General features: G+C 46.9%; 17 protein-coding genes. 3 read left to right on the top strand and 14 right to left on the bottom strand.

What is annotated here, in order from left to right:
- Positions 1-99: 99 nt before the first annotated feature.
- From IDJ77_RS02855 to IDJ77_RS02815, 9 genes are all read right to left on the bottom strand, one after another.
- Positions 100-345: a hypothetical protein gene (locus IDJ77_RS02855; protein WP_191187403.1), complete on the bottom strand. Its 246-nt coding sequence runs from the start codon at positions 343-345 to the stop codon at positions 100-102.
- Between the two features lie 112 nt (positions 346-457).
- Complete coding sequence (locus tag IDJ77_RS02850; protein WP_191187402.1) at positions 458-1,606, bottom strand: glycoside hydrolase family 18 protein; 1,149 nt, start codon at positions 1,604-1,606, stop codon at positions 458-460.
- A 29-nt stretch (positions 1,607-1,635) separates the two neighbouring features.
- Complete coding sequence (locus IDJ77_RS02845) at positions 1,636-2,814, bottom strand: DUF5009 domain-containing protein (protein ID WP_191187401.1); 1,179 nt, start codon at positions 2,812-2,814, stop codon at positions 1,636-1,638.
- Positions 2,815-2,848: 34 nt separating this feature from the next.
- Positions 2,849-3,607 carry a 6-phosphogluconolactonase gene (locus IDJ77_RS02840; protein ID WP_191187400.1) on the bottom strand — a complete coding sequence of 253 codons (759 nt, stop codon included), beginning with the start codon at positions 3,605-3,607 and terminating at the stop codon, positions 2,849-2,851.
- Between the two features lie 6 nt (positions 3,608-3,613).
- A complete protein-coding gene (locus IDJ77_RS02835; protein ID WP_191187399.1) occupies positions 3,614-3,880 on the bottom strand; it encodes an HPr family phosphocarrier protein in 267 nt (88 codons plus the stop codon).
- Positions 3,877-5,592 (bottom strand): phosphoenolpyruvate--protein phosphotransferase, encoded by a 1,716-nt coding sequence (gene ptsP / locus IDJ77_RS02830; RefSeq protein ID WP_191187398.1) that lies wholly within the window; start codon positions 5,590-5,592, stop codon positions 3,877-3,879. The genes IDJ77_RS02835 and ptsP overlap by 4 nt, the downstream gene beginning before the upstream one ends.
- 12 nt (positions 5,593-5,604) lie before the next feature.
- Positions 5,605-7,191, bottom strand: a complete 1,587-nt coding sequence (locus IDJ77_RS02825; protein WP_191187397.1) for a PTS system mannose/fructose/sorbose family transporter subunit IID — start codon at positions 7,189-7,191, stop codon at positions 5,605-5,607.
- 38 nt (positions 7,192-7,229) lie between these two features.
- On the bottom strand, positions 7,230-7,700 hold the full coding sequence (locus IDJ77_RS02820; RefSeq protein WP_191187396.1) for a PTS sugar transporter subunit IIB: 471 nt from the start codon (positions 7,698-7,700) through the stop codon (positions 7,230-7,232).
- Positions 7,693-8,130: a PTS sugar transporter subunit IIA gene (locus IDJ77_RS02815; protein ID WP_191187395.1), complete on the bottom strand. Its 438-nt coding sequence runs from the start codon at positions 8,128-8,130 to the stop codon at positions 7,693-7,695. Before IDJ77_RS02815 ends, IDJ77_RS02820 begins: the two co-directional genes overlap by 8 nt.
- A 531-nt stretch (positions 8,131-8,661) precedes the next feature.
- Between IDJ77_RS02815 and IDJ77_RS02810 the strand changes: the two genes are divergently transcribed.
- The 3 genes from IDJ77_RS02810 to IDJ77_RS27555 are packed head-to-tail and all read left to right on the top strand — an operon-like array spanning position 8,662 to position 12,561.
- Positions 8,662-10,506: a glycoside hydrolase family 9 protein gene (locus IDJ77_RS02810; protein WP_224750937.1), complete on the top strand. Its 1,845-nt coding sequence runs from the start codon at positions 8,662-8,664 to the stop codon at positions 10,504-10,506.
- A gap of 45 nt (positions 10,507-10,551) precedes the next feature.
- Positions 10,552-11,310, top strand: a complete 759-nt coding sequence (locus IDJ77_RS02805) for a ThuA domain-containing protein (RefSeq protein WP_191187394.1) — start codon at positions 10,552-10,554, stop codon at positions 11,308-11,310.
- Between the two features lie 18 nt (positions 11,311-11,328).
- Positions 11,329-12,561, top strand: a complete 1,233-nt coding sequence (locus IDJ77_RS27555; protein ID WP_224750936.1) for a ThuA domain-containing protein — start codon at positions 11,329-11,331, stop codon at positions 12,559-12,561.
- Between the two features lie 159 nt (positions 12,562-12,720).
- Here IDJ77_RS27555 and IDJ77_RS02795 read toward each other — a convergent pair whose 3' ends face one another.
- The 5 genes from IDJ77_RS02795 to IDJ77_RS02775 form a co-directional block, all read right to left on the bottom strand.
- Positions 12,721-15,633, bottom strand: a complete 2,913-nt coding sequence (locus tag IDJ77_RS02795) for a ligand-binding sensor domain-containing protein (RefSeq protein ID WP_191187393.1) — start codon at positions 15,631-15,633, stop codon at positions 12,721-12,723.
- 140 nt (positions 15,634-15,773) lie between these two features.
- Positions 15,774-16,880, bottom strand: coding sequence for a bile acid:sodium symporter family protein (locus IDJ77_RS02790; protein ID WP_191187392.1), 1,107 nt, complete (start codon positions 16,878-16,880; stop codon positions 15,774-15,776).
- Between the two features lie 35 nt (positions 16,881-16,915).
- On the bottom strand, positions 16,916-17,842 hold the full coding sequence (locus tag IDJ77_RS02785; RefSeq protein ID WP_191187391.1) for an RraA family protein: 927 nt from the start codon (positions 17,840-17,842) through the stop codon (positions 16,916-16,918).
- A 344-nt stretch (positions 17,843-18,186) separates the two neighbouring features.
- Entirely contained in the window at positions 18,187-19,443 is a 1,257-nt protein-coding gene (locus tag IDJ77_RS02780) for an amidohydrolase/deacetylase family metallohydrolase (RefSeq protein WP_191187390.1), read from the bottom strand.
- Between the two features lie 112 nt (positions 19,444-19,555).
- The gene (locus tag IDJ77_RS02775) at positions 19,556-20,776 is read right to left on the bottom strand and encodes an aminotransferase class V-fold PLP-dependent enzyme (RefSeq protein ID WP_191187389.1); all 1,221 of its coding nucleotides are present in this window, start codon (positions 20,774-20,776) and stop codon (positions 19,556-19,558) included.
- Positions 20,777-20,791: the final 15 nt, after the last annotated feature.

Here is a 20,791-nt window from a genome sequence, read left to right as displayed (position 1 = left end):
AAAATAATGTCATTAGCAATACCCCTGTGCCGGTGCTTAACGAAACGACTCCGTAGTTAGCAAGGGGGAACAAATGGTAACTGCCCGGCTTTGCCGAATTTATGATTTTAATTTGCCGAGGCTTACTTCAAAATCTTCCCGGTGAGAAAACATTCGGCCATCGTATTCCCAATCGAGGATAAGTTTCCACTTGCCTTCATTGCATTCTGTAACCGGTATCTCCAGCAAATTGCCTTTCGAGCTTTCTACCTTCATCCTCAAACAAGGGCTTCCGGCGCAGCCAACCCGTGTAAGAATGGCATTGCCATTTACCGGATGGTTAAAGTTAAATCGTATGGTTTTCATGGTAGTTAGATTTAGCAACTCAAAGTTAAATAGTTAATAGCAAAATAAAAATGACGTGCGTCATTTTATTAATGAAAAACCGGCACTTCAGGGAGCATCCATACCTCAACACTTACTTTAATACTCTGTTTACGGCATTTATCAGGTATTCCTTCTTATCGTCTGAATATTCCCAGAACATCACACCTGCCATGTTCTTCTTCATCACATATTTGCACTTCTGCTTCACCGACCATTCATCATCGTAGGAAATAAATTGCTTTGTGCTCGCATTAAAAATGTAAGGGGCATCTGCGTTGCGGTCGCGGTAGTATTTATATTCCTTTTTGCTCAGCAGGCTGTCTTTGATATAAGTGTAACCACCGCCGCGCATAAAACCATCCGTTTTAAGGCCAAGCCCGTTGCGCAGCACATCCGTAACTTTGCGCGAACGGCCATAAAAGGCCATCCCCATTACCAGTTTATTGGCGGGTACCCCGGCCTCAATAAATTCGTTCACTGCTTTATCGGCATAGTTGGCTGTTTCGTAGATCTTTGATGCATAGAGGCTGGTATGGTGCACGGCTATACCCAGGCTATCCTGGAAATAATCGTATGTCATCAGGTTTACATAATCCAGGTAACGCTGCACTTTGTCCATTTCGGTGTTTTTAATAAAACGTTTGAAACCGCCAACAGCCGCGGTAAGCAGCATTTTTTTGCCGGTTATACGCTCCACGTCGTCCAATTCGGTACGCAGGGCTTCAAACATCAGGGTGAAGTTTTGCTTATCCTCCGGGCGATAAATGTTGCCAGCGCCAATATCATTAGGGTATTCCCAATCAATGTCTACACCGTCTAACTGGTATATCTTTACAATATCGGCAGCGCTTTTGGCGAATGCCCGGCGCGAGGTATCGGTTAAGGCAGCGTCAGAAAAATTGCGGCTCCAGGTCCATCCGCCTATGGAGATGAGGATCTTCAGGTCCGGGTTTATCTTTTTGAGGTTACGCAACACCCTGAAGTTTACGGTATCTGTTTTACGGTGCGTTAAAAAGGCGCGGTTATTCTTTACATCAACAAAGGCGTAGTTAATATGGGTAAGTTTATTAGCGTTCACCATGGCGGTATCTATCAACCCGCGGTAGCCGCCCACATAGCCTATAATTACACGTTTGGGCTTTTTGGGCCTTGCAGAGGGCGGGTTCATAGCTGATAGTGTCACTATACAAAGCAGGCATGCGGCAAGGGCGCAGGTTTTAAGGATGTTTAAGGTTTTCATTGTTTATATCGGTCAGGGTTTTAATCAGTTTAAATTTTTAAGCGGAGGTGTTTCTTTTCCATAAGGCCCACCAGTACTATCAGCACAAAAGCAATAAGGAGCGAGCGCAGTAAGCCCGCGGCACCGGTATTGATGGCAGCCGGGTATTTAGTGATGAATAGCTTCAATATAAATACCTGGAAATAGGGCATCAGGTAGCAGGTGAGCGTACTGGTACCGGCAGGGCGGATCCAGCTGAAAAGGTTTTTATTGCCTCGTACATCAACAAGGTAAATAAACAACTCGAAAACCAACATGGTGATACCGGAGCAGATAAACACCCAGGCAGGGGTGGCGTGTATTTTGGAGATGCCCTGTGCGTGAGGCCTTATCACAAAGCCGGCCACCAGCAGCAACACACCAATTGCGCTGAATGTAGCCCATAGCAGCTGGGTTTTTCCCCGCTCAACCAAATAGGCGTACACGCTGGAGATGACAATGCCACCTATCACCAGCGCTACCGACGAACCATCGCCAATGAGCCAGAGCTTGCCCTTGGGGATAAGGCTATGGCAAACAATGTTGAGCGTAATAAATGCCACCCAGCAGCAAACCAGGTATGTGAGCTTTCCTTTTAACAGGTAATATAGAATGGAGCAAACCAGATATGCCCAGCCAATAATACCTAATATACCCCACCAACCCGGGCGCATGCCGTGTGCAATTTCATCGTCGTCGCAGCCTTTGTAGATGATAGCCATTACTAATAGTGTTACCAAACCCAGGCCTATCAGCAGGTTTTTTTTGTTTTTGGCGAGTGTTTCGGGGTAATCCAGCCATATTAAAAAGAAGGCCACCGTAATAATAATCGCCCAAAGGGCTTGTAGTATTGGTGCCGCCGGCTGGTCATACGATTCGAGGTTGACGTGGTAAAACCCCATAATAAGCAATGCCGCACTACGGGTAAGGATGTAAAATATCACCTGCCCCGGACCATCGCCTTTTTTGATACGATTATTGATAGCGAATGGCAGCGAAAGTCCCACGATCACCAAAAATGCAGGGAAGATAATGTCGGCAAAGCCCAGTGCGTCTTCACTGCCTTTGGCATGGCCTATCCATCCGGGTATGTTTTTTATACCGTCGGCATCGTTTACAAACAGCATTAAAAACATGGTGACGGCGCGCAGCATATCAATAGATAAAAGGCGTTTTGGTAATTGCGACATGTTTGGGTTGAAGGTATTAATGCGTTGTTTTTTGTTACCAGTTATAACCACGTTCTTTAGCGTAATCTGCTATCAAAGCCCCGGCATCAGCATCCAGCAAGATCTCGCAATTGGGATGCAGCTGCACAACAGATGCGGGGATATCCGTGGTGACCGGGCCGAGGATGGCTTGCTTAATGATCTCCGCCTTATGCGCCCCTTTGGCTATGAGGATGAGTTTACGGGTATGCATAATGTTTTTTACGCCACGGGTAAGTCCGCCCAGTTCCGTTTCGGGGGGTACCTGTGTTTCGCGGCGCACGCGGGCCTCAAAATCGGGATCCATGGGCGATACCCAGGTTTCGCTTTCGAAGGGTGTACCAGGTTGGTTTATACCGATGTGCCCGTTACTGCCTATGCCGAGCATCTGCAGATCGGCCCCGCCGCGTTCGGTAAGGCGTTTTTCAAACAGGATACTTTCCGCAACAAAATCATCAGACAGGGTGGGCGGCATAATGAAATTCTCCTCAGGGATGCCCAACGGACCGGCTATTTGATTTAATATCATTGTATAACAACTGCCCGCATATTCCCTATCCAGGTTGGTGAGTTCATCCACATTAAACAGCGTTATGTTTGATACATCGAACGGATATTGCGCATGAATTTCGGAAACGATACGGTGCATACCAATAGTGGTTTGCCCCGTGGAAAGACCAATTACCGAGTTGCTTTTCTCCAGCATTTGCGCAATAATGCGCCATGCTGCGGTGGTATCAAATTCCTGTTCGTTGTTGGTGATGGTAACTTTCATTATCTGTTATAAGTGCTTTAAGGTATCTGTAAAAAAAATATCAATTGCTACGGCCGCGCTTACCTCGTCGGCACCATCTATAATCAGGGCGACGGTTTCGCCGCTTTTAATACTTAGCAAGAGGATATTGAGCAAACTATTCATCTTTACCGTTTTATCACCCTTTTTTATGCTGATGGTTGCGCTAAACTCTTTTGCCAGCTTCACCAGCTGTGTTGCCGGGCGTGCATGCATTCCCTGTGCTGAGGTTATGGTATATCCTTTAGTTATCATAGCGTTGTTTCTTTTAAATAAGCCGTAATGCTTTCCGAACTTTCCATCTTCATTACATCGGCACATATTTGTTTTGCGCGGGCAATGTTGGTATTAATGATGCTGTTTTTAATGGTGGGAATGGAAGCCGCGCTCATCGAAAATTCCTGCAATCCCATGCCAAGCAGCAGCAAGGTAGCAAGGGAGTCCGAAGCCATTTCGCCGCACATGCCTACGTGGATATTGTGCAGCCGGCCCTGTTCAATTACATTATGGATGAGGCGTAGTACACCGGGGTTAAAGGGATCGTACAGGTGGTTTATCTTTTCGTTCATGCGGTCTACAGCGAGGGTATACTGGCAAAGATCATTGGTGCCGATACTGAAAAAGTCTACCTCTTTGGCCAGTATATCTGCCGTGATCGCTGCGGAGGGGATCTCTACCATAATACCCACTTTGATATTTGCATCGAAGGCTGTACCCGCAGCAATCAATTCTTTTTTTGCCTTTTCCAGGATTGCTTTGGCATCGCGGATCTCCTTGATATTCGAGATCATCGGGAACATGATGCTTACCTCGCCAAATGCAGCGGCCCTTAAAATTGCTTTTAATTGCAGCAGGAAAAGCGCTTCCTGGTCCAGCGAGATACGGATGGCGCGATAACCCAGGAAAGGGTTAAGTTCGGCAGGTAAGTTAAAATAGGGCAGGTGCTTGTCACCGCCGATATCGATAGTACGGATAGTAACCGGGTAACCCGCGGCACTTATTACTGCTTTTTTATAAAATTCAAACTGTTCTTCTTCATCCGGGAAAGTGTCCCTGTCCATAAAAAGCATTTCGGTGCGGAAGAGGCCGACGCCCTCGCCGCTATTATCGAAAACCATGTCCATATCATCGGCGCTTGAGATATTGGCCAGCAGCTTTATCTGCGTACCATCGGCAGTAATGGCGGGCAGATGTTTAACGTTTCTATACAGATCGGCCTGCTGCCTGAATGACGCTGATTTAGCCGAATATTTACGGATGGTTGCTTCATCCGGGTTTACGTAAACAAAACCGCTCAGTCCGTCGAGGATGATAAAATCGTTATGGTTGATGTTCATCAGTTCATCGCCGCAGGCAACTACCGCAGGCAGCCCTTTTGATTTGGCGATGATGGCCGCATGCGAAGTTTTGCTGCCGGCTTGTGTGGCAAAGCCGGTTACGAGGTTCAAATCGAGCGTAATGGTATCAGATGGAGTAAGGTCGTCAGCTATAATAATGGTATCCGGCGCAAAGGAGGAGCGGTTGTTGGTCTCGCCGTTGCGGTTAATGTATTTGAGGATACGGTTACCAATATCCTGGAAATCGGCAGAGCGGGCGCGCATGTATTCATCGTCCATACTTTCAAAAAGTGCCACAATACCTGCGGTAACCGCTATCATGGCATCGTTGGCGGTATTATATTCGGTCTCTATTTTAGCCAGTACATCCTCCCTTATCTGCGGGTCGTTGATCAACTCCACCTGGGTTTCCAGGATGCCTATTTCGTCATCATTAAGCATGAGTTGGGAGCTGTTTTTAATGGCTTCAATTTCGGCCAGGGCATTCAAAACAGCAGTGTTGAAACGCTCGGTTTCGGCTGCGATCTCTTCTTTGCTTTGTAAAACAATGCCATTGGTTGCCGGGGCACTTTTTTTGATGACGAATGCCCTGCCTACTGCAATGCCCGGTGAAACTCCAATTCCCTTCATTTATATCTTTCTTTATGCAAACAGGTGGATAACGCTTCCCGCAAAACCAAGCAAGAGCAGACCTATGAGCAGGTAAGTGGTTTTTATATTTTTTTTGACGAAGTAGTAAACTAAAAAGGTAAGTCCCAGTGGTATTATGGCCGGCACTACCTGGTTTAAAATGCTTTGTAAGCCAATGGCCGACCCTTTGTTACCTATCTGCAGGGGCGTGGTAATATTCATGAGCGTCGCCGGCATGGCGCCAACCACCATGAGCCCCAATATGGATGAACCTTTGATAAGCCGGTCCATTACATTGTTTTTAGCCAGGCTTTGCAGGAATTTGGTACCCGCATTGTAACCTACAAAAGTGAGTTTGTAACGCAAAAGCAGGTGCGGCACGTTAAATATCAGTAGAAAAAGCACTGGCCCCATGATATTGCCGTTGATGGCGAGCGATGTACCTACACCTGCGGCAATCACCTTAAAGGTACCCCAGAACAAAGAATCGAACACGCCGGCCAGCGGCCCCATCAACCCAAGTTTTACCGAGTTGATAGATTCCTCGTCAAATTCGTTGTCGAGGCTGTTTTGCTCCTCCATAGCAGCGGTTATCCCTAAGATTAGCGTGGACCCATACGGACTGGTGTTAAAAAAAGTCAAGTGCCTTTTTAAAGCCGCCGCCATTGTTTGCCTGGTATGGTATATTTTTTTAAGCACCGGTATAATGGCAAAGGCAAAGCCCGTGTTTTGCCATGTTTCGAAGTTAAAGTTGGCCTCTAAAAACAAGGAGCGGAAGAATAAGCTGCGGAGATCTTTTTTGCTTAGGCTATGTGTTTGTTGTGGTGTTTCGGGTTGTTCATCTTCGCTACCAAAATTGTCGTCGTCATCCGCAACCGGTTTCTCGCTTACCTGGGTTACCAGCAGCGCTATGATCAACCCAAAACCGCCAATGGCAATTACCGGCAGTTTTAAATAGGCGGCCAGCATAAAACCCAGAAAAAAGTAAGGTGCCATTTTTTTGTTGAACATAAGGTTAAGCAGCAGTGCAAAGCCTAATGCGGGCAGCATATTGCCGGCAACCTGCAGGCCTGTTTGCACCCATGGCGGTATGCTATCCAGTAAAGATTTGATAGCCGGCGCACCAAGGTTCAGCGTTAACAGGATAATAGTTCCCATTAGCAGGGGTTTTAAAAGGCCCGACAGGATATGCAGCCGCTCAATGCCTTTGTAATTTCCATCCTCTGCGTATTGACTGAATTTTTTATTCAACACTGCCCTAAATACAAATAAGCCGCTTATCACCATCTCGGCCAATATGGAAACCGGCACCGCAATGGCCAGCGCAATAGCAGGCCCCTTGCCCGATAGTATGGCGAAAGCCGTGCCCAATACCCCGCCCGTAATAACATCCGGTGGAATGGCAGCACCCACTTTGATGTTCCCCATAAATATCAGTTCCAGCGTGGCACCTATCATCACGCCCTGCGTTACATCGCCCAGTACAAGCCCCACCAGCGGGCCAAGCACCAGCGGGCGACTGAGCAGCGTAGTGCCCATCAGGTCTTCCGAGTGTCCAAACATCGCGATGAGGGCGATGAGTAAATAGGTTAGGGTCAAGGTTTATTGGTTTGTAATTGGTTATATATTGTTCATTATCATATCAGGTTTTGTAAAAACTGCCGGGTATCTGTAGGCACCTGCCTTACCTCCAGCTCAATCCCTTTCACTAACAGATCTTTTATAATAGAGATATCCTCCTCGTTAACCGCAATGGCCTTTGATATCAACCTTGAGCCTTCTTTTGACCGAAGTCCCCCAAAGTTTATAGAGGTTATTGCCGGTACGCTGTCGGCCAAGGCTGCCGCGTCTTTAATGCTGTTGATGAGGACAAGCACTTTTGCGTTTTTACTTTTCTCGTCGTTTAAAAAGGTAGCTGCTGCCTCAACCGATTTTATTAAAAGGCGGGTACCGGGCGGTTTGGCCAGGTTTAAGGTCATCTTCATAAACTCGTCTGCGGCTACTTTATCGTTGGCAATAAGCAGGCAGTCGGCGCCGAGGGCGGGTGTCCAGGTGAAGGCAACCTGCCCATGCACCAGGCGGTCGTCTATGCGTACCAGTTTAATCATGGTCCTCCTCCGTATTTTGGGCAGCTAACAGGGTATTTACATAAACCATCTGCTGTTTGGCATTTTCTATAGCTTCTGCTATTACCTCTTCGGCGGGGGCATCGGTATCAGCTAATAAAATTTCTATCACCAGCGCCAGGTTAAAGCCCGATACCACATGTACATTCTTTTGGCTGGCGTGCTGCAAAATTTGATTGGTGATACTGCCGCCAAGCAGATCGGTAAACGCGATCAGTTCATCGTTCTCGGTAAGCTGGGCTATAACCGCTTTTATATCATCCTCAACAGAGCGGCTCTCATCCACATAAGCCTCGATCAAAAAAACGTTATCGGCGGCACCGGTAATAATATCGAGGGAGGACTTTACACCCCCGGCCAGTTTGCCATGCGTTGCTATCAGGAATTTCCTGGTCTTTTCTGTAGTGGACATGTATAGGTTTATTAAGGCTTCAGCGGCGCGTTTTATATTGGTGCTGATACATTGCAATTATCCGCCAAACTTTAATCAATTGCTATTTTACAGCCACTACAATACCACTACTACAGGCCGGATAATGAATTTCTAAAATGAAATGATCTGGAGGAATGTCGGCCATTGGAGACCTTTGAAACGGGTGCAATAAATTCAAGTATTTATTGCTGGTAGTGCTGTTGTAGTGGTATAAAATTGTCTGCGGGGTACATAATGCTTTAGCTTTGGATAGTAAACCTGGAGTGTTCGAAACACGGTGCAAATGTCCGCGACACGAGTTGACTCACCCCTGCCTACCGGCAGGCAGGCCCAACCCCTCTCTGCTGCGCAAAGAGGGGAGATTTTTATTTTTGTTTTTAACCTTCTTTCTGCTTGCGGAGAGAGGGTCGGGCAGCGTTAGCGAACCCGGGGTGAGTTAAATATGCGAGCGACAAGAGACTATAGAGGTGTCGCCCACTACAGTTCGAATACTGCCAATACACGCTATATATGAGAAGAAGGGAATATATTTTGCTGCAAAAAAAACCGATGCTATGCCTGCTACTGGCGCTGCCTGCTTATGCCATGGCGCAACAGGTAAAAGTTGTTACCAACCATGTAGGTTATGAATTTGATAAACCCAAACATGCCGTATTGGTTGCCGAAAATAAAATTGCCGTCGGTAGATTTAAACTGGTAGATGCCGAAAGCGGCAAGGAAGCATTTTCCGGTAAAGTAGTTTACAGCGGCGCGGTAGATAAATGGAAGCACTGGCAGTTTTACATCATCGATTTCAGCGCGTTTACTACTATTGGCAATTATAAGTTGGTAGTTACATTGCCACAAAAAACGGTAAGCTCTTTTCCATTTGCCATCGGTAAAAACCTGCTGGAGCAGAAAACCATATCAGAAGTAGTATACTATTTTAAAGGGCAGCGCAGTTCGGGTCTGTTTGATAAGGCCGACCATACGCTAACCCTCTCGGGCAAAGGCAAAGATACCGTAGATGTACATGGCGGTTGGTACGATGCCACCGGCGATTATGGCAAGCATCTGTCGCACCTCTCATTTTCTGTTTACTTTAATCCGCAGCAAATTTCCCTTACCGACTGGAGCCTGTTTAAAACCTATGAACTTTTAAGCGCCCGCCCAGGTACCGATTATCGCCAGTTTAACCGCCGCATTTTGGATGAAGCCATGTACGGTGCCGATTACCTGGTGAGGCTGCAGGTAAAAAATGGCTCGTTCTACCGCTCGGTTGGTGCACCGGGGCCGGGCAAGTTGCCGAAGGATAGGGTGATACAACCCGATGAAGGCAGCTATCGCATTAAGCAAAATAAAAACCAATCATTCACCAAAACCATCGAACAAAAAAGCCTGCAGAGTTACCTGGCCAGTTACCGATCTGGCGGTGGCCTGGCTATCGCTTCGCTGGCCATGGCATCTGCTTACCCCACATCGGGCGAATACAGCAACGCCGATTATTTAAAGGCAGCTGAAAATGCCTTCACCTTCCTTGAAGAAAAAAACGCCGAAGTTGATTATGATGGGAAAGAAAATATTCTCGACGATTATTGCGCCCTGAGCGCCGCTACCGAGCTGTATAAAGTTACCCAAAAAGATGTTTATAAAGCAGCAGCGGAGCGCCGCGCCAATAACCTTTTAGGCAGACTTGCGGCATGGGACAAATACAAAAATTACTGGCGCGCCGATGATCAGGACAGGCCGTATTTCCATCCTTCTGACGCGGGGATGCCGGTAGTAAGCCTGTTAAATTTTTATCCGCTGGCCCCGGCAGCTACACAGCAAAAAATAAAAGCTGCCGTAAAGGCATCGCTTCAGTTTGAGTTGGGTATTACCAAAGAAGTGAATAATCCTTTTGGCTATAGTCGCCAGTTGGTACAGGACACTTTGGGCAAGCGCCGCAGCTCGTTCTTTTTTCCGCATGGAAGCGATGCCTCGCCATGGTGGCAGGGAGAGAATGCCCGGCTGGGCTCGGTGGCCACGGCAGCGAAAATGGCCGCGCAATTGTTTAAGGATGATAAACCATTTCATGACCAACTGCAGGGATTTGCGCTCGACCAGCTGAACTGGATCCTCGGATTAAACCCGTTTGATGCCAGCATGCTGCAGGGAACCGGCCATAACAATCCCACCTATGGTTTTTTCGGGACGTTTGAATATACCAACGCACCGGGCGGCATTGTTAACGGCATTACCTCCGGCTTTGAAGACGAGCACGATATCGATTTTAATATCCCGTACGCCGTATCAGGCAAAGATTCCGACTGGCGCTGGGCGGAGCAATGGTTACCACACGCCGCCTGGTATTTGTTAGCCGTAGCCACACAATAAACCCCGCCGCCTTGTATCCTTACATCAATACATAGATATCCATATATGAAAAGATCACTCCTGATAATCCTGCTCTGCCTTTTTGCCTTTGCATGCCAGGCGCAAAAAGCGCCACGCTTTAAAGTAATAGCCATCTACGAGAACGGCGGAAATCATATCGAATACTCAAAAGTGGCAAAAGTGTGGCTGGATAAACTTGCCGCCGACAGCAATTTTACGGTGGACTATATTACCAACACGGATACCATCGACAGCGCCTTTTTAAGCAAATACCAGTTATTTATCCAGTTGGATTTTCCGCCCTATTCCTGGAACGATAAGGCCGTAAAAGCGTTTGAGCAATATATTAATGAGGACAGGGGAGGTTGGATAGGCTTCCATCACGCCACGCTACTGGGCGAGTTTGACGGCTTCCAGATGTGGCCATGGTTCCACCAATTTATGGGCCAGGTGAGGTTTAAAAACTATATCCCCGGTTTTGCAAAAGGGCAGGTGAATGTAGGAGATAAAGCCCACCCGGTAATGAAAGGTATACCCTCATGCTTTTGGATACAGAAAGAGGAGTGGTACACCTATGACAAAAGCCCGAGGCCTAACGTAAAGGTTTTAGCATCAGTTGATGAAAATACTTATACACCCGCAAGCGATGTAAAAATGGGTGATCACCCGGTGATATGGACCAACCCGGCTGTTAAAGCCCGCAACGTTTACATTTTTATGGGCCATTCGCCGGTGCTTTTCGACGACGCTAATTACAAGCGGCTTTTCAGCAATGCCATATTCTGGGCCGCTACAAAAAAATAAACGCTAAACCTTATCACAATGCTTAACAGATTCTTACTCATCTGCCTCCTGCTTCCTTTAGCAACCTTAGCGCAAAAACGCGAGCCAAAGGTAATGCTGCCTGTAATACAGGGCAAAATAGTATACGATTCTACCTACGCCACTATCGGAAAAACCACCGAAGCCGAAGTGCTGAACAAAGCAGCAAAATGGTTTAAAGCCGAATTTGCCTTTCCCGGAAGCGGCTTAACAGCTATCGATAAACAAAACCACCAGGTAAAGGGTGTGGGAATATTCAAGATACCGGTTAGCGACGACGGGCATTATTACTGGATGCGAGCCGATATCAGCGTACAGCACACCGCTGTGGGCTATCGCGTTATGGTAACCAATGTGTTCGAAAAACCTGTTGAACCCGGCATCAGTAACGAATACTCGAAGCTGGAATACCGCTGGCGCGATTACAAAAATGGTAAACCATGGTCGGCAGAGGATGATAACCTTTTTACGGGCTTTGTTGCGGCATTGGGTAAAATGCAAAAGTCGCTGCAAAACAGCCTGGGCTTAAATACCGTAGCGCTTCAACCAAAATTTAGGGTGCTGGCATTTTACTCTACCATAGTCGAGTCGGACCATGTTGATTTTGCCCGCGACTGCATCAGCTTTTATACAAAATTGGCAGCCGCGCAGAATTTCGTATTCGAAATCACAACCGACTGGAAAAAACTGAACCCAGAGAACGTGAAGGATTACCAAGTGGTGATGTGGATAAATGATTTCCCGCAGGATGAGGCGCAGCGTAAAACTTTTGAGGATTTTATGGAGAACGGCGGCGCCTGGATGGGCTACCACGTATCGGGCTATAACGATAAAACCACCAAATGGCCCTGGATAGTAAACTTTTTGGGGGCTACCTTTTATAACAACAACTGGCCGCCGCTGCCTGCAAAACTCATTGTAGATGATAACACGCATCCCGCTACCCGTAGCTTGCCTAAAAATTATGTGGCCCCCATAACCGAATGGTACGGCTGGAAACCCAACCCACGCGATAATAAAGACATTAAGGTGCTTTTAACTATGGATCCGTCCAATTATCCCCTGGGTAAAAAGGATGTGATCCGTGGGGGCGATATCCCGGTAGTTTGGACCAATACCCGCTACCGGATGATCTACCTCAACATGGGCCATGGCGATATGGTGTTTAAATCGCCACTGCAAAACAAAATGTTTAGCGACGCCCTGTTTTGGCTGGGTACAGCACCCCAATAATATGTTAAGTTTTAAAGAACCGGGTATAGTTAAAGTTTGAGGGGAAACTGTTAAAAAAAACACTGCCTTTTTATGGTCCGGAAATGCGTGTTTAAACATTGTTCGGGCTTGTTCGGGCTGTTCGCGCTACACCACGAACGCGAACAAAAGAGGGTTTATTTACCGGGCAACCTCCATCAGGAAATCGTACAGGTTAGTTTCGGTAGTGATCTGTAGCTTTTTGCGCACCCGGTAACGGCTGATCTCTACGCCTTTTAAGGAGATATTAAGCAGTTGCGCTATTTCTTTTGATGAGAGGTTTAGGCGCAGGTAAGCGCATAGCTTAAGATCTGTTGACGACAGCGCGGGGAACTTTGCTTTCAGGATGGTTAAAAAGTTATTGTGCACCTCGTCAAAATACAGGGCGAAATTGTCCCAGTCGCCGCTTTTTTCGCTGTCGCCAAGCAGGCGGAAAACACTCCTGAACTGGTACGATGCATCGGGGATGTTTTGTTTTTTAATAAGCACCATCAGCTCATCTTTAATATTCAGCAAGAGCTTGCCGCGGTCTACCATTTGCATGGTTAGGGTTGCCAGCTCTTTGTTTTTGTAGATGAGGTCGGCTCCCAGTTTATCGTTTTGAAGTGCGATGATCTCTTTCTCATTACGGTCCAGCTCCAGGCTGTGCAGGTAGTTCAGCCGCTTTTGTTCTTCCTGGTGTTTTTGCTGCTGCAGGGCTAATCTCTTTTGCTGAAATTTCACACCGATGTATACGAGGTAAACCGCAAAAACGGCGTATAACAGGTACGCCCAAACGGTTTGATACCAGGCAGGCTCAACTATAAAGGTATAACTCACCGGTGCCGATGCCGCCCCAAGGTTATTGCGCACCTTTACCGAGAACGTGTATTTGCCGTAGGGCAGGTTGGTGTAATCCTTTTCCGTTTTACCTGACCATTTAGACCATTCGTTATCAAAACCCACCAGTTTGTAAGTGAACTCTTCGTTGCTTTTTTGAGCGTACAGGGTTGATGAATATTCGAAATGAAAGGAATTCCATTTATTGGCCAATGATGTTACCTGTTTAGCGTTTTGCGAGGAAACAATTTTACCTTTATCGGTAAAGTAACCACCGAATATTACGCTGTCCTTATCTCCAATGGTTTTTACCGAAGTAAGTATCACATTCAGTTTGTTTTCTGCCGATACGTACTGCCGGTAATTCAGGTGGAACACGCCATTTTCCGATCCTACAAATACGTTCTCGCGGTTATAAGGGTAGATGTATTGGGTCGCTTTTACCGTTTGCCCGGCCAGCTCCGGGAAATAGGTGATGGTGTATGGTTTGGATGCTGATCGTTTACCAAAATCTACCACACCGGCCCGTTGGCTATTGCTAAACCAAATATTCCCTTCACCATCCGTAGTTAAAAAATCAATGCGCGATTGGCCGAAGATCTTTTGATAAAATGGAGAGATAATGAATTTATCGGCAGCAGCATTATATTCATAAACACCTTGGGTGGTGGCGGCTATTACCTGGTCCCTGATAAAATAAACATGGTTATTGAGGGAAGAAGGCAGCCCATTTTTGTTGGTATAATGGGTGTAGCCGGGCACCTTTTTGTTATCCGCAGATAGCTTTACCCTGTAAAGCCCGCGAAACGGGTGGCTGGCCCATAATGTGCCGCTACCATCAATAGCTAAGTTTCCTAATGATTCGTAAATGCCATTTATTTTACCCTCAAAGCTAAAAGTGGCATCCCCGCCTTTTAGCAGCTGAAAGCCCGTGTAAGTGCCTGCTATAATATGGTTTGAATTGGGCATTTGTTTAAGCATCCAGGCGCCGGGGCCGGCGGTAATGGGCGTGGCTTTATTGCCGGTTATCTCCAAAACCCCATCCTGGTGGCCCGCAAGTAAGCGGCCGTTAATTTCGGCAAGGCTCCAAACATGGCCCTTGGTTTTTTCTACTTCTGTAAAAGTGGCTACATCTTTACTTATATCCGTTTGCAACTGATTAAGCGGGGCCGCGTAAAGTCCGTTGGAGGTACCTATATAGAGCTTGTCTCTGAAAACCGCTACCGCGTTGCTTTTAAGCTGATTTTCGCGGTTGGGGACGATTTGTTTAACCGCAGTATTATAGATAATAAAATCGATGCCGTTCTCCAGCCCCAGCCACAAGTTGCGGTTGTTATCTACCAATACGCGGTGCACATTATTGTTTTGCAGGCCCTGGTTGTTCGAGAAATGATCTATCAGCTTTAGATTTTTGTCTATTATAAAAATACCTTTGGCCGCGGTGCCTATGGCATAGCGGTTGTTGCCAATGTTTTGTATAAAGTTTACCAGGTCGGTACGTAAAGCAGCATTAATGGACGAGGCGACAGCCGTAATTTTTTTGCCGTTTAAAAGCATTAAACCATTGCTGCGGGTAGCAAGCAAAACGCTATCCCCGCCAAAATCGACTGCGCCGGTCACCCTTCGGTTGGGCAAGGGTTTATCTGTAGCGGGTTGCCAGCTACCATTTTTAAAAATTAGCAAGCCCTCATCTTTATCGTACGCGAACAGGTTGTGGCCTGCGCTTGTTAGTATCATCCAGCCACCGGGGGCATCAAATGTGCGGATGGTGTTATTCTTTAGTTCGAAAATGCACTCGATGGTGCGGAAAAACACTTCATCCTTATAAATAACAATGTCCCATACATCGGCAAATTGCTTCGCCCTCTTCGGCAATAGATGGGTTAGCGAGTGGTATTTAAGCACGCCCATATCATTCGGGAAGAAATAACCAATTTCGTCGAGACCGCCAACCAATATGCGCCCCTTGCTATCAATAGCTACCGATTTTATGGCGCTTTTATTGGGCATGGGGTAGGTTTTCCAATAACTGCCATCAAAGATTAACAGTCCGTCATCGTTGGCGAAGTAGAGCAACCCGTTCTTGTCCTGCGCCATATGCCAGGTCTCGTTGCCGGCGTTGTATTGTTCGTGGGTATAGTTTTTAATTACGGGCGTACCAAGCGTATTTTGGGCAATACAAGGGTATAAAAAAGCGACATAGAGAATCACGAGCAGCAGGATACACTTTTTCATTACAAAACAACCGTGACATTTATATAAAACAGGCGAACCCGTTCATTAGGCAAATAATTGAGCCGTAATTTAGTCAAGATTTTACACTTAAGATGAAGGGTGTGGCTACAAACATACATTGACCCAATATGCCTCATTATTTAAGCGGGTTGCGGCTCATCCTCCTGCTTTGTTAAAGGCTTACGGTGCCAGTAGGTTGCCAGTAAAGACCCTGTGATATTCATCAGCGGACCAAATACTGCGGGCGCCAGCCCTACTGTTGCCATTTTGCCCATCTCCTTTGCCAGGCCCGATGCAAGGCCGCCATTTTGCATGCCTACCTCGATAGCCATGGTGCGGCAATCGCGCTCGTCCATTTTAAACAGGCGGCCAGACCAATATCCTAATGTATAGCCTAAAAGGTTATGTGTTAGCACCACCAGTACCAGCATGAAACCGATATTTAAAAGGCTTGTCCTGCCGGCAGCGGTAATCACCACGATGATCAATGCAATACCCACCATGGATACTATCGGCATCACAACTTCCAGCCATTTCGCTTTTTTGAGCAGATATTTATTAAACAATATACCCGCACCAATGGGGATGATCACCATTTTAAAGATATCCCACATCATGTTCAGCACGTCTATTTTAATAAAGGCGCCACCGAGCAGCTTCATCAGCAGGGGCGTAAAAAAAGGTGCAAGCATGGTAGATACCGCAGTAATGGTAATAGATAAAGCCAGGTTTGCCTTAGCCAGGTACGATATCACGTTGGATGCCATGCCATTTGGCGAGCAGCCGATGAGGATGACACCCGCCGCTATCTCCGGCGGGAAACCGCTTAGCTTTGCCAGTGTAAAGCCAAGCGACGGCATAATTAAAAAATGACTGAACACGCCTATAAAAACGCCTTTTGGCATCTTTAATACCCCGGCGAAGTCTTTAACACTCATAGAGGTGCCCATGCCAAACATGATCAACTGGATAAGGGGGGTAATGAGTATGGATAGCTTTACCCCGTTTACGCTGATAAAATACTGCGGATAGTACAAAGCCATAGTAACTGCCGCGAAAATAACCAGCGTGTACGAAAACCCTTTAAGTAATGTAAACCCTCTGCAGGCCACCGCGAAGAGTAAAAACGAGGCGATGAGCAACAAACCCGCATTTGCTATTCCGCCGGTAGTTATTAAGCCCAGGGCGATAAGCAAACATAAAATTGCAAGCCCCGCTATTACTTTGTAAATATTGATATTGTTCATTTTTTTGTGAGATATTTTTGATGAGGTGCCAATATTTACCAGGTGCGTTTTTGCATAAACTCATCCAGTTGCTGGCGGGTCATTTTCATTTCGCCGGGATGTTGTTCCAGCCATTTCAAAAAAGCATCTTTTATGGCGGGTGTCCATTGGCTGTCAATTTCTCCGGTGGTGTAGGTGCCTGCTTTGAGCATGGCTTGGCCAAACTTGTCGCGCAGCCCAATAAATTCTGCGGTGGAGATCACTTTTTCTGCCAGGTGCGCGGGAATGAACAATACACCTTCCTTTTCTGAGATCACCAGATCACCCGGCAAAACGATAGCATTGCCTATACGGATAGGCGTGTTAAGCCCCATCAAAACCATGTCCTCAAGATAAGATGGGTCGAAATCGCGCACAAATGCATTAAAGCCCTCTATTTTGGCAAGCCCGGCAAGGTCGCGCGCCGCTCCGTTAAAGATCACTCCATTGCCCGATTTATTGAAGATGGAATTGCCCAGGTTATCGCCGATGAGCGTACCGGCTTTTATTTTGCCGAAGCCATCTGCAACATACACATCACCGTTAGTAAGTACATCGATGGGCCAGGCGTTGGTATTGCCTTTACGGCCCTGCTTGCTGCCACACTCCTTAATGTTCTTCTCCACATCCGGGCGCGATGGCATAAACATGGCGGTAACAGCCCTGCCGATAACAGGCTTATCGTTAACCGTTTTCCAGTTGCCCTCAAACTGGTTATTGTAGCCTTCATTCTTTAAAACCGTCCAGGCTTCTTCAATACCCACATTTTTGGCCCGTTCCAACAACGCATCGGGAATCTTTGGGCGCCCGTCTTTAAAACGTTCGCCTTTCCATTCTGATGTGTAGAATATTAACTCCTCCTTTGATATGGTTTGTGCCATTACTTTGCCCGCAAGTAAAATTGCGGGTAGCAGCAAGCCCATTGCAGCCATTTTTAGCTTCATATTTTTGTTTAATTTGGTTTATAATTGGTATGTATTTTATTCATTTCCCCTCTCGAGCGCGATAGCCCATCAAAAAGCAGATTTCATAAAACGTTCCGCTGGAACGTGAAAATTGTCGCTTTTTTTCTACCCATAAGACGTTCCTCCGGAACGATTTTGCTTTCTTCATCCCTTCGGGATGTTTTATGGGTAGAAAGTGCGGAAAAACCTTTTTACGTTCCAGCGGAACGTCTTATGAATTATCCGCCTGTTCGGTCCGGGCTATTACTCTCTCAAGAGGAGAACCGCACCGACTTTGCGCGCTCGCTAAAAAACCTCCTCGCCTGCGTTTAATTCTTCTTCACTTATTCGCTGCTTTTTGATAACACTGCCGGGTTGATGCCAATACCGTTTAGGTCGTAAACTATTTTACCGGCGCGCATGGTTAGTTCGCATTCCAGTTTTTTATTTGCTTCAACCTTAAAGCCGGTGTAATCAAAAAAGCCGAATTTTCCTTCTCTTATGTTCAATATGGCTACATCTGCCTCGGCACCCACGCTTAAGTTACCCAGTTCCTCGCGTTTTATCTCCATAGCGGGGTTTGATGTTGATGCCTGTATCACGCTTTTCAGATCCATCCCCATCGCCAAAAACTTCGACATGGTGGTCAGCATATCCTTCATCGCATTATTCATGCTGCCGGTATGGATATCGGTACTTATCGAATTTGGAAAGAATCCTTCCTTAATGGCCGGGATGCCCTGCGAGTAAGCAAAGCTGATACCGCCATAACCCACATCAAAAAAGATCCCGCGCTTGCGCGCTTCCCAAACAAAGGGTTTTACCTTTTGCGTTTGCAGATCAACAATATATTCGCGACTCCTTAGCTGCCCAAAACAATGCGTAAATATATCACCCGGCTTCATATGTTTGGTAAACAATTCTTCCAGCGAAAGGGGAGGATTACTGCCACCAAAATCGACCATTACGGGCAGGCCGCCGGCTAACTTGCCGGCCTCCACAGCGCGGTCTATAGGTGCCCATTCGTGACCTTCGTAATGGGCCAGCTTAAAGCCAACCACGTATTTTTTATATCTGCGGGCCACCATTGCTGCCATTTTAGGATCCATATCATTCATGTCCTGCTCGTAGCCGCCCCGCATACCTTCGCCAACAATGTTAATAAAAGCCAGCACCCTTGTTTGCGATTCATCAATAGTTTGCGCCTTAAAGGTAGGGAAGGTACGCCAGCCCGAACTGCCCGCATCTACCACCGTAGTAACGCCGTTACGGAACGTAAAGCCATCAGGCGGCAGGGCCAGGTTGCCATTCTCGTACTGGTGATCGGGCTGGGTGCCAAAAAAGTTATGGGAGTGGATATCTATCAGCCCCGGTGTAACGTATAGCCCTTTGGCATCGATAACCTGTTTGGCCAGTTGGGTATCGATATTTTTTGATACCTGTGCAATTTTACCATCAGCAATGGCAACATCCATCACGGCATCGATATTGTTTTTAGGGTCGATAACGTGGCCCCCTTTTATAATTATGCTGTACGATTGCGCATCGGCCCGGCCACATAAGAAGGCCATGCCAAGCATTAAAATAAGTATATTCTTCATCAACATCAGTCAAAAATTTTAAAATAGCATCTCCCGTTAAGCCTTTGTATGTAAAGGCCCTGCCAGCAAAAGCAAGAAAATAAATGATTATCCCAGTGGTTTTAGCATAGGCTTAAGCGGTTAAAGCTTGCTGTAAGATCTCTTTCACCCGGTTGCCAACAACGGCTATCTGGTCTTCCCGCAAAAGTACTACGCCTACAATCAGCGCATCACCTTTATCGTTGGCCACAATACTCGGTGTGCCATTTTTTAGCGCCACCAATACATCCTTAGGTTTCGTGCGGATCTTATTTGGGTCCCATCTTACAAACAGGCTCGGGAAGTTATTTGCCGGCCCCGGGTCAATTACGGTCTCGGTTTTAACGGTTGGCAATGCCTCCAGCTTAGTGCCGATAGTTTTGGCACGTAGCAACCAATCTGCCCATTCTTTTTTATGATCTCTGTCGAGGTATGATTTAAGCGCAGCGTACATGCCAAACATTTCTTCCTTGTTTACCTTCATAGGTCGGCCTATCGGCGCCTCGTGCGGGCTGTGGTTTAAACGGGCAGCGGTTATCAGGTCTTTACGACCAAATAGCAGGCCTGCGCTTTGCGGGCCGCGCATCATTTTACCCCCCGAAAACGTAACCAGGTCGAAGCCCATCTTCTGGAACTTGAAAAGATTCTCTACCGGCGGCACATCGGCGGCAGCATCTAAAAACGTAGGGATGTTTTTGGCTTTGGCAACCTTCAGGAAATCCTCGTGGGTGATGCTGCTTTTATCGGCAGCATTAAAAAACAAGGCCATAACGGTATTGCTGTTGATGGCTTTTGCCATTTCATCGGCATCCTCAACCTCTATAATTTTAGCCCCGGTGGTGCTCACGGCCTGGTCGAACAAATATCTGTGCGTTTTCTGCATGATCACCTCGGGCCTTGGGCCGGGGTGATTGGGCAGCATTTTTATTTTTTCAGCATCGGTGCCGGTAATGCAAGCGGCTGTACCCAATACCATTGCACATGCAGCACCAGATGTTACCATAGCGGCTTCCACATGCAGCATTTCGGCAATTTTGCCGCCTACTTTATCCTGCAGCTCGTACATATTGGCAAAATCGTGCGAGGTGGAGTTGATGGCCTCCAATACCTCGGGCAGCATCAGCGAGCCCGACAGGAAGGTCATGGTAACCGATGCATTGATAACCGGGGTAACGCCAAGCTCCTTAAACAGGTCGCGCTTTGGGGCGGCTGTTAATGCCGGCGTAATTGTTTTATGTATAGACGAAGCCCTTGCAGCCAATGCCCCGGTAAAGGGGAGGATGGACAGGCTTTTTATAAGGTTTCTGCGTTTCATTTTTGTTGTTAATAG

The organism is Mucilaginibacter pankratovii (assembly GCF_014773265.1).
Taxonomy (GTDB): Bacteria; Bacteroidota; Bacteroidia; order Sphingobacteriales; family Sphingobacteriaceae; genus Mucilaginibacter; species Mucilaginibacter pankratovii.
This window is presented reverse-complemented; position numbering and strand designations above follow the sequence as displayed.

What these genes read in the sequence shown, in the direction of transcription:
- IDJ77_RS02845 (WP_191187401.1), bottom strand. Translation starts at nt 2,814, where the DNA reads ATGTCGCAATTACCAAAACGCCTTTTATCTATTGATATGCTGCGCGCC.
- IDJ77_RS02820 (WP_191187396.1), bottom strand. Translation starts at nt 7,700, where the DNA reads ATGATTAAACTGGTACGCATAGACGACCGCCTGGTGCATGGGCAGGTT.
- IDJ77_RS02850 (WP_191187402.1), bottom strand. Translation starts at nt 1,606, where the DNA reads ATGAAAACCTTAAACATCCTTAAAACCTGCGCCCTTGCCGCATGCCTG.
- ptsP (WP_191187398.1), bottom strand. Translation starts at nt 5,592, where the DNA reads ATGAAGGGAATTGGAGTTTCACCGGGCATTGCAGTAGGCAGGGCATTC.
- IDJ77_RS02785 (WP_191187391.1), bottom strand. Translation starts at nt 17,842, where the DNA reads ATGAAGCTAAAAATGGCTGCAATGGGCTTGCTGCTACCCGCAATTTTA.
- IDJ77_RS02810 (WP_224750937.1), top strand. Translation starts at nt 8,662, where the DNA reads ATGAGAAGAAGGGAATATATTTTGCTGCAAAAAAAACCGATGCTATGC.
- IDJ77_RS02795 (WP_191187393.1), bottom strand. Translation starts at nt 15,633, where the DNA reads ATGAAAAAGTGTATCCTGCTGCTCGTGATTCTCTATGTCGCTTTTTTA.
- IDJ77_RS02780 (WP_191187390.1), bottom strand. Translation starts at nt 19,443, where the DNA reads ATGAAGAATATACTTATTTTAATGCTTGGCATGGCCTTCTTATGTGGC.
- IDJ77_RS02835 (WP_191187399.1), bottom strand. Translation starts at nt 3,880, where the DNA reads ATGATAACTAAAGGATATACCATAACCTCAGCACAGGGAATGCATGCA.
- IDJ77_RS02790 (WP_191187392.1), bottom strand. Translation starts at nt 16,880, where the DNA reads ATGAACAATATCAATATTTACAAAGTAATAGCGGGGCTTGCAATTTTA.
- IDJ77_RS02840 (WP_191187400.1), bottom strand. Translation starts at nt 3,607, where the DNA reads ATGAAAGTTACCATCACCAACAACGAACAGGAATTTGATACCACCGCA.
- IDJ77_RS02805 (WP_191187394.1), top strand. Translation starts at nt 10,552, where the DNA reads ATGAAAAGATCACTCCTGATAATCCTGCTCTGCCTTTTTGCCTTTGCA.
- IDJ77_RS02775 (WP_191187389.1), bottom strand. Translation starts at nt 20,776, where the DNA reads ATGAAACGCAGAAACCTTATAAAAAGCCTGTCCATCCTCCCCTTTACC.
- IDJ77_RS27555 (WP_224750936.1), top strand. Translation starts at nt 11,329, where the DNA reads ATGCTTAACAGATTCTTACTCATCTGCCTCCTGCTTCCTTTAGCAACC.
- IDJ77_RS02815 (WP_191187395.1), bottom strand. Translation starts at nt 8,130, where the DNA reads ATGTCCACTACAGAAAAGACCAGGAAATTCCTGATAGCAACGCATGGC.
- IDJ77_RS02855 (WP_191187403.1), bottom strand. Translation starts at nt 345, where the DNA reads ATGAAAACCATACGATTTAACTTTAACCATCCGGTAAATGGCAATGCC.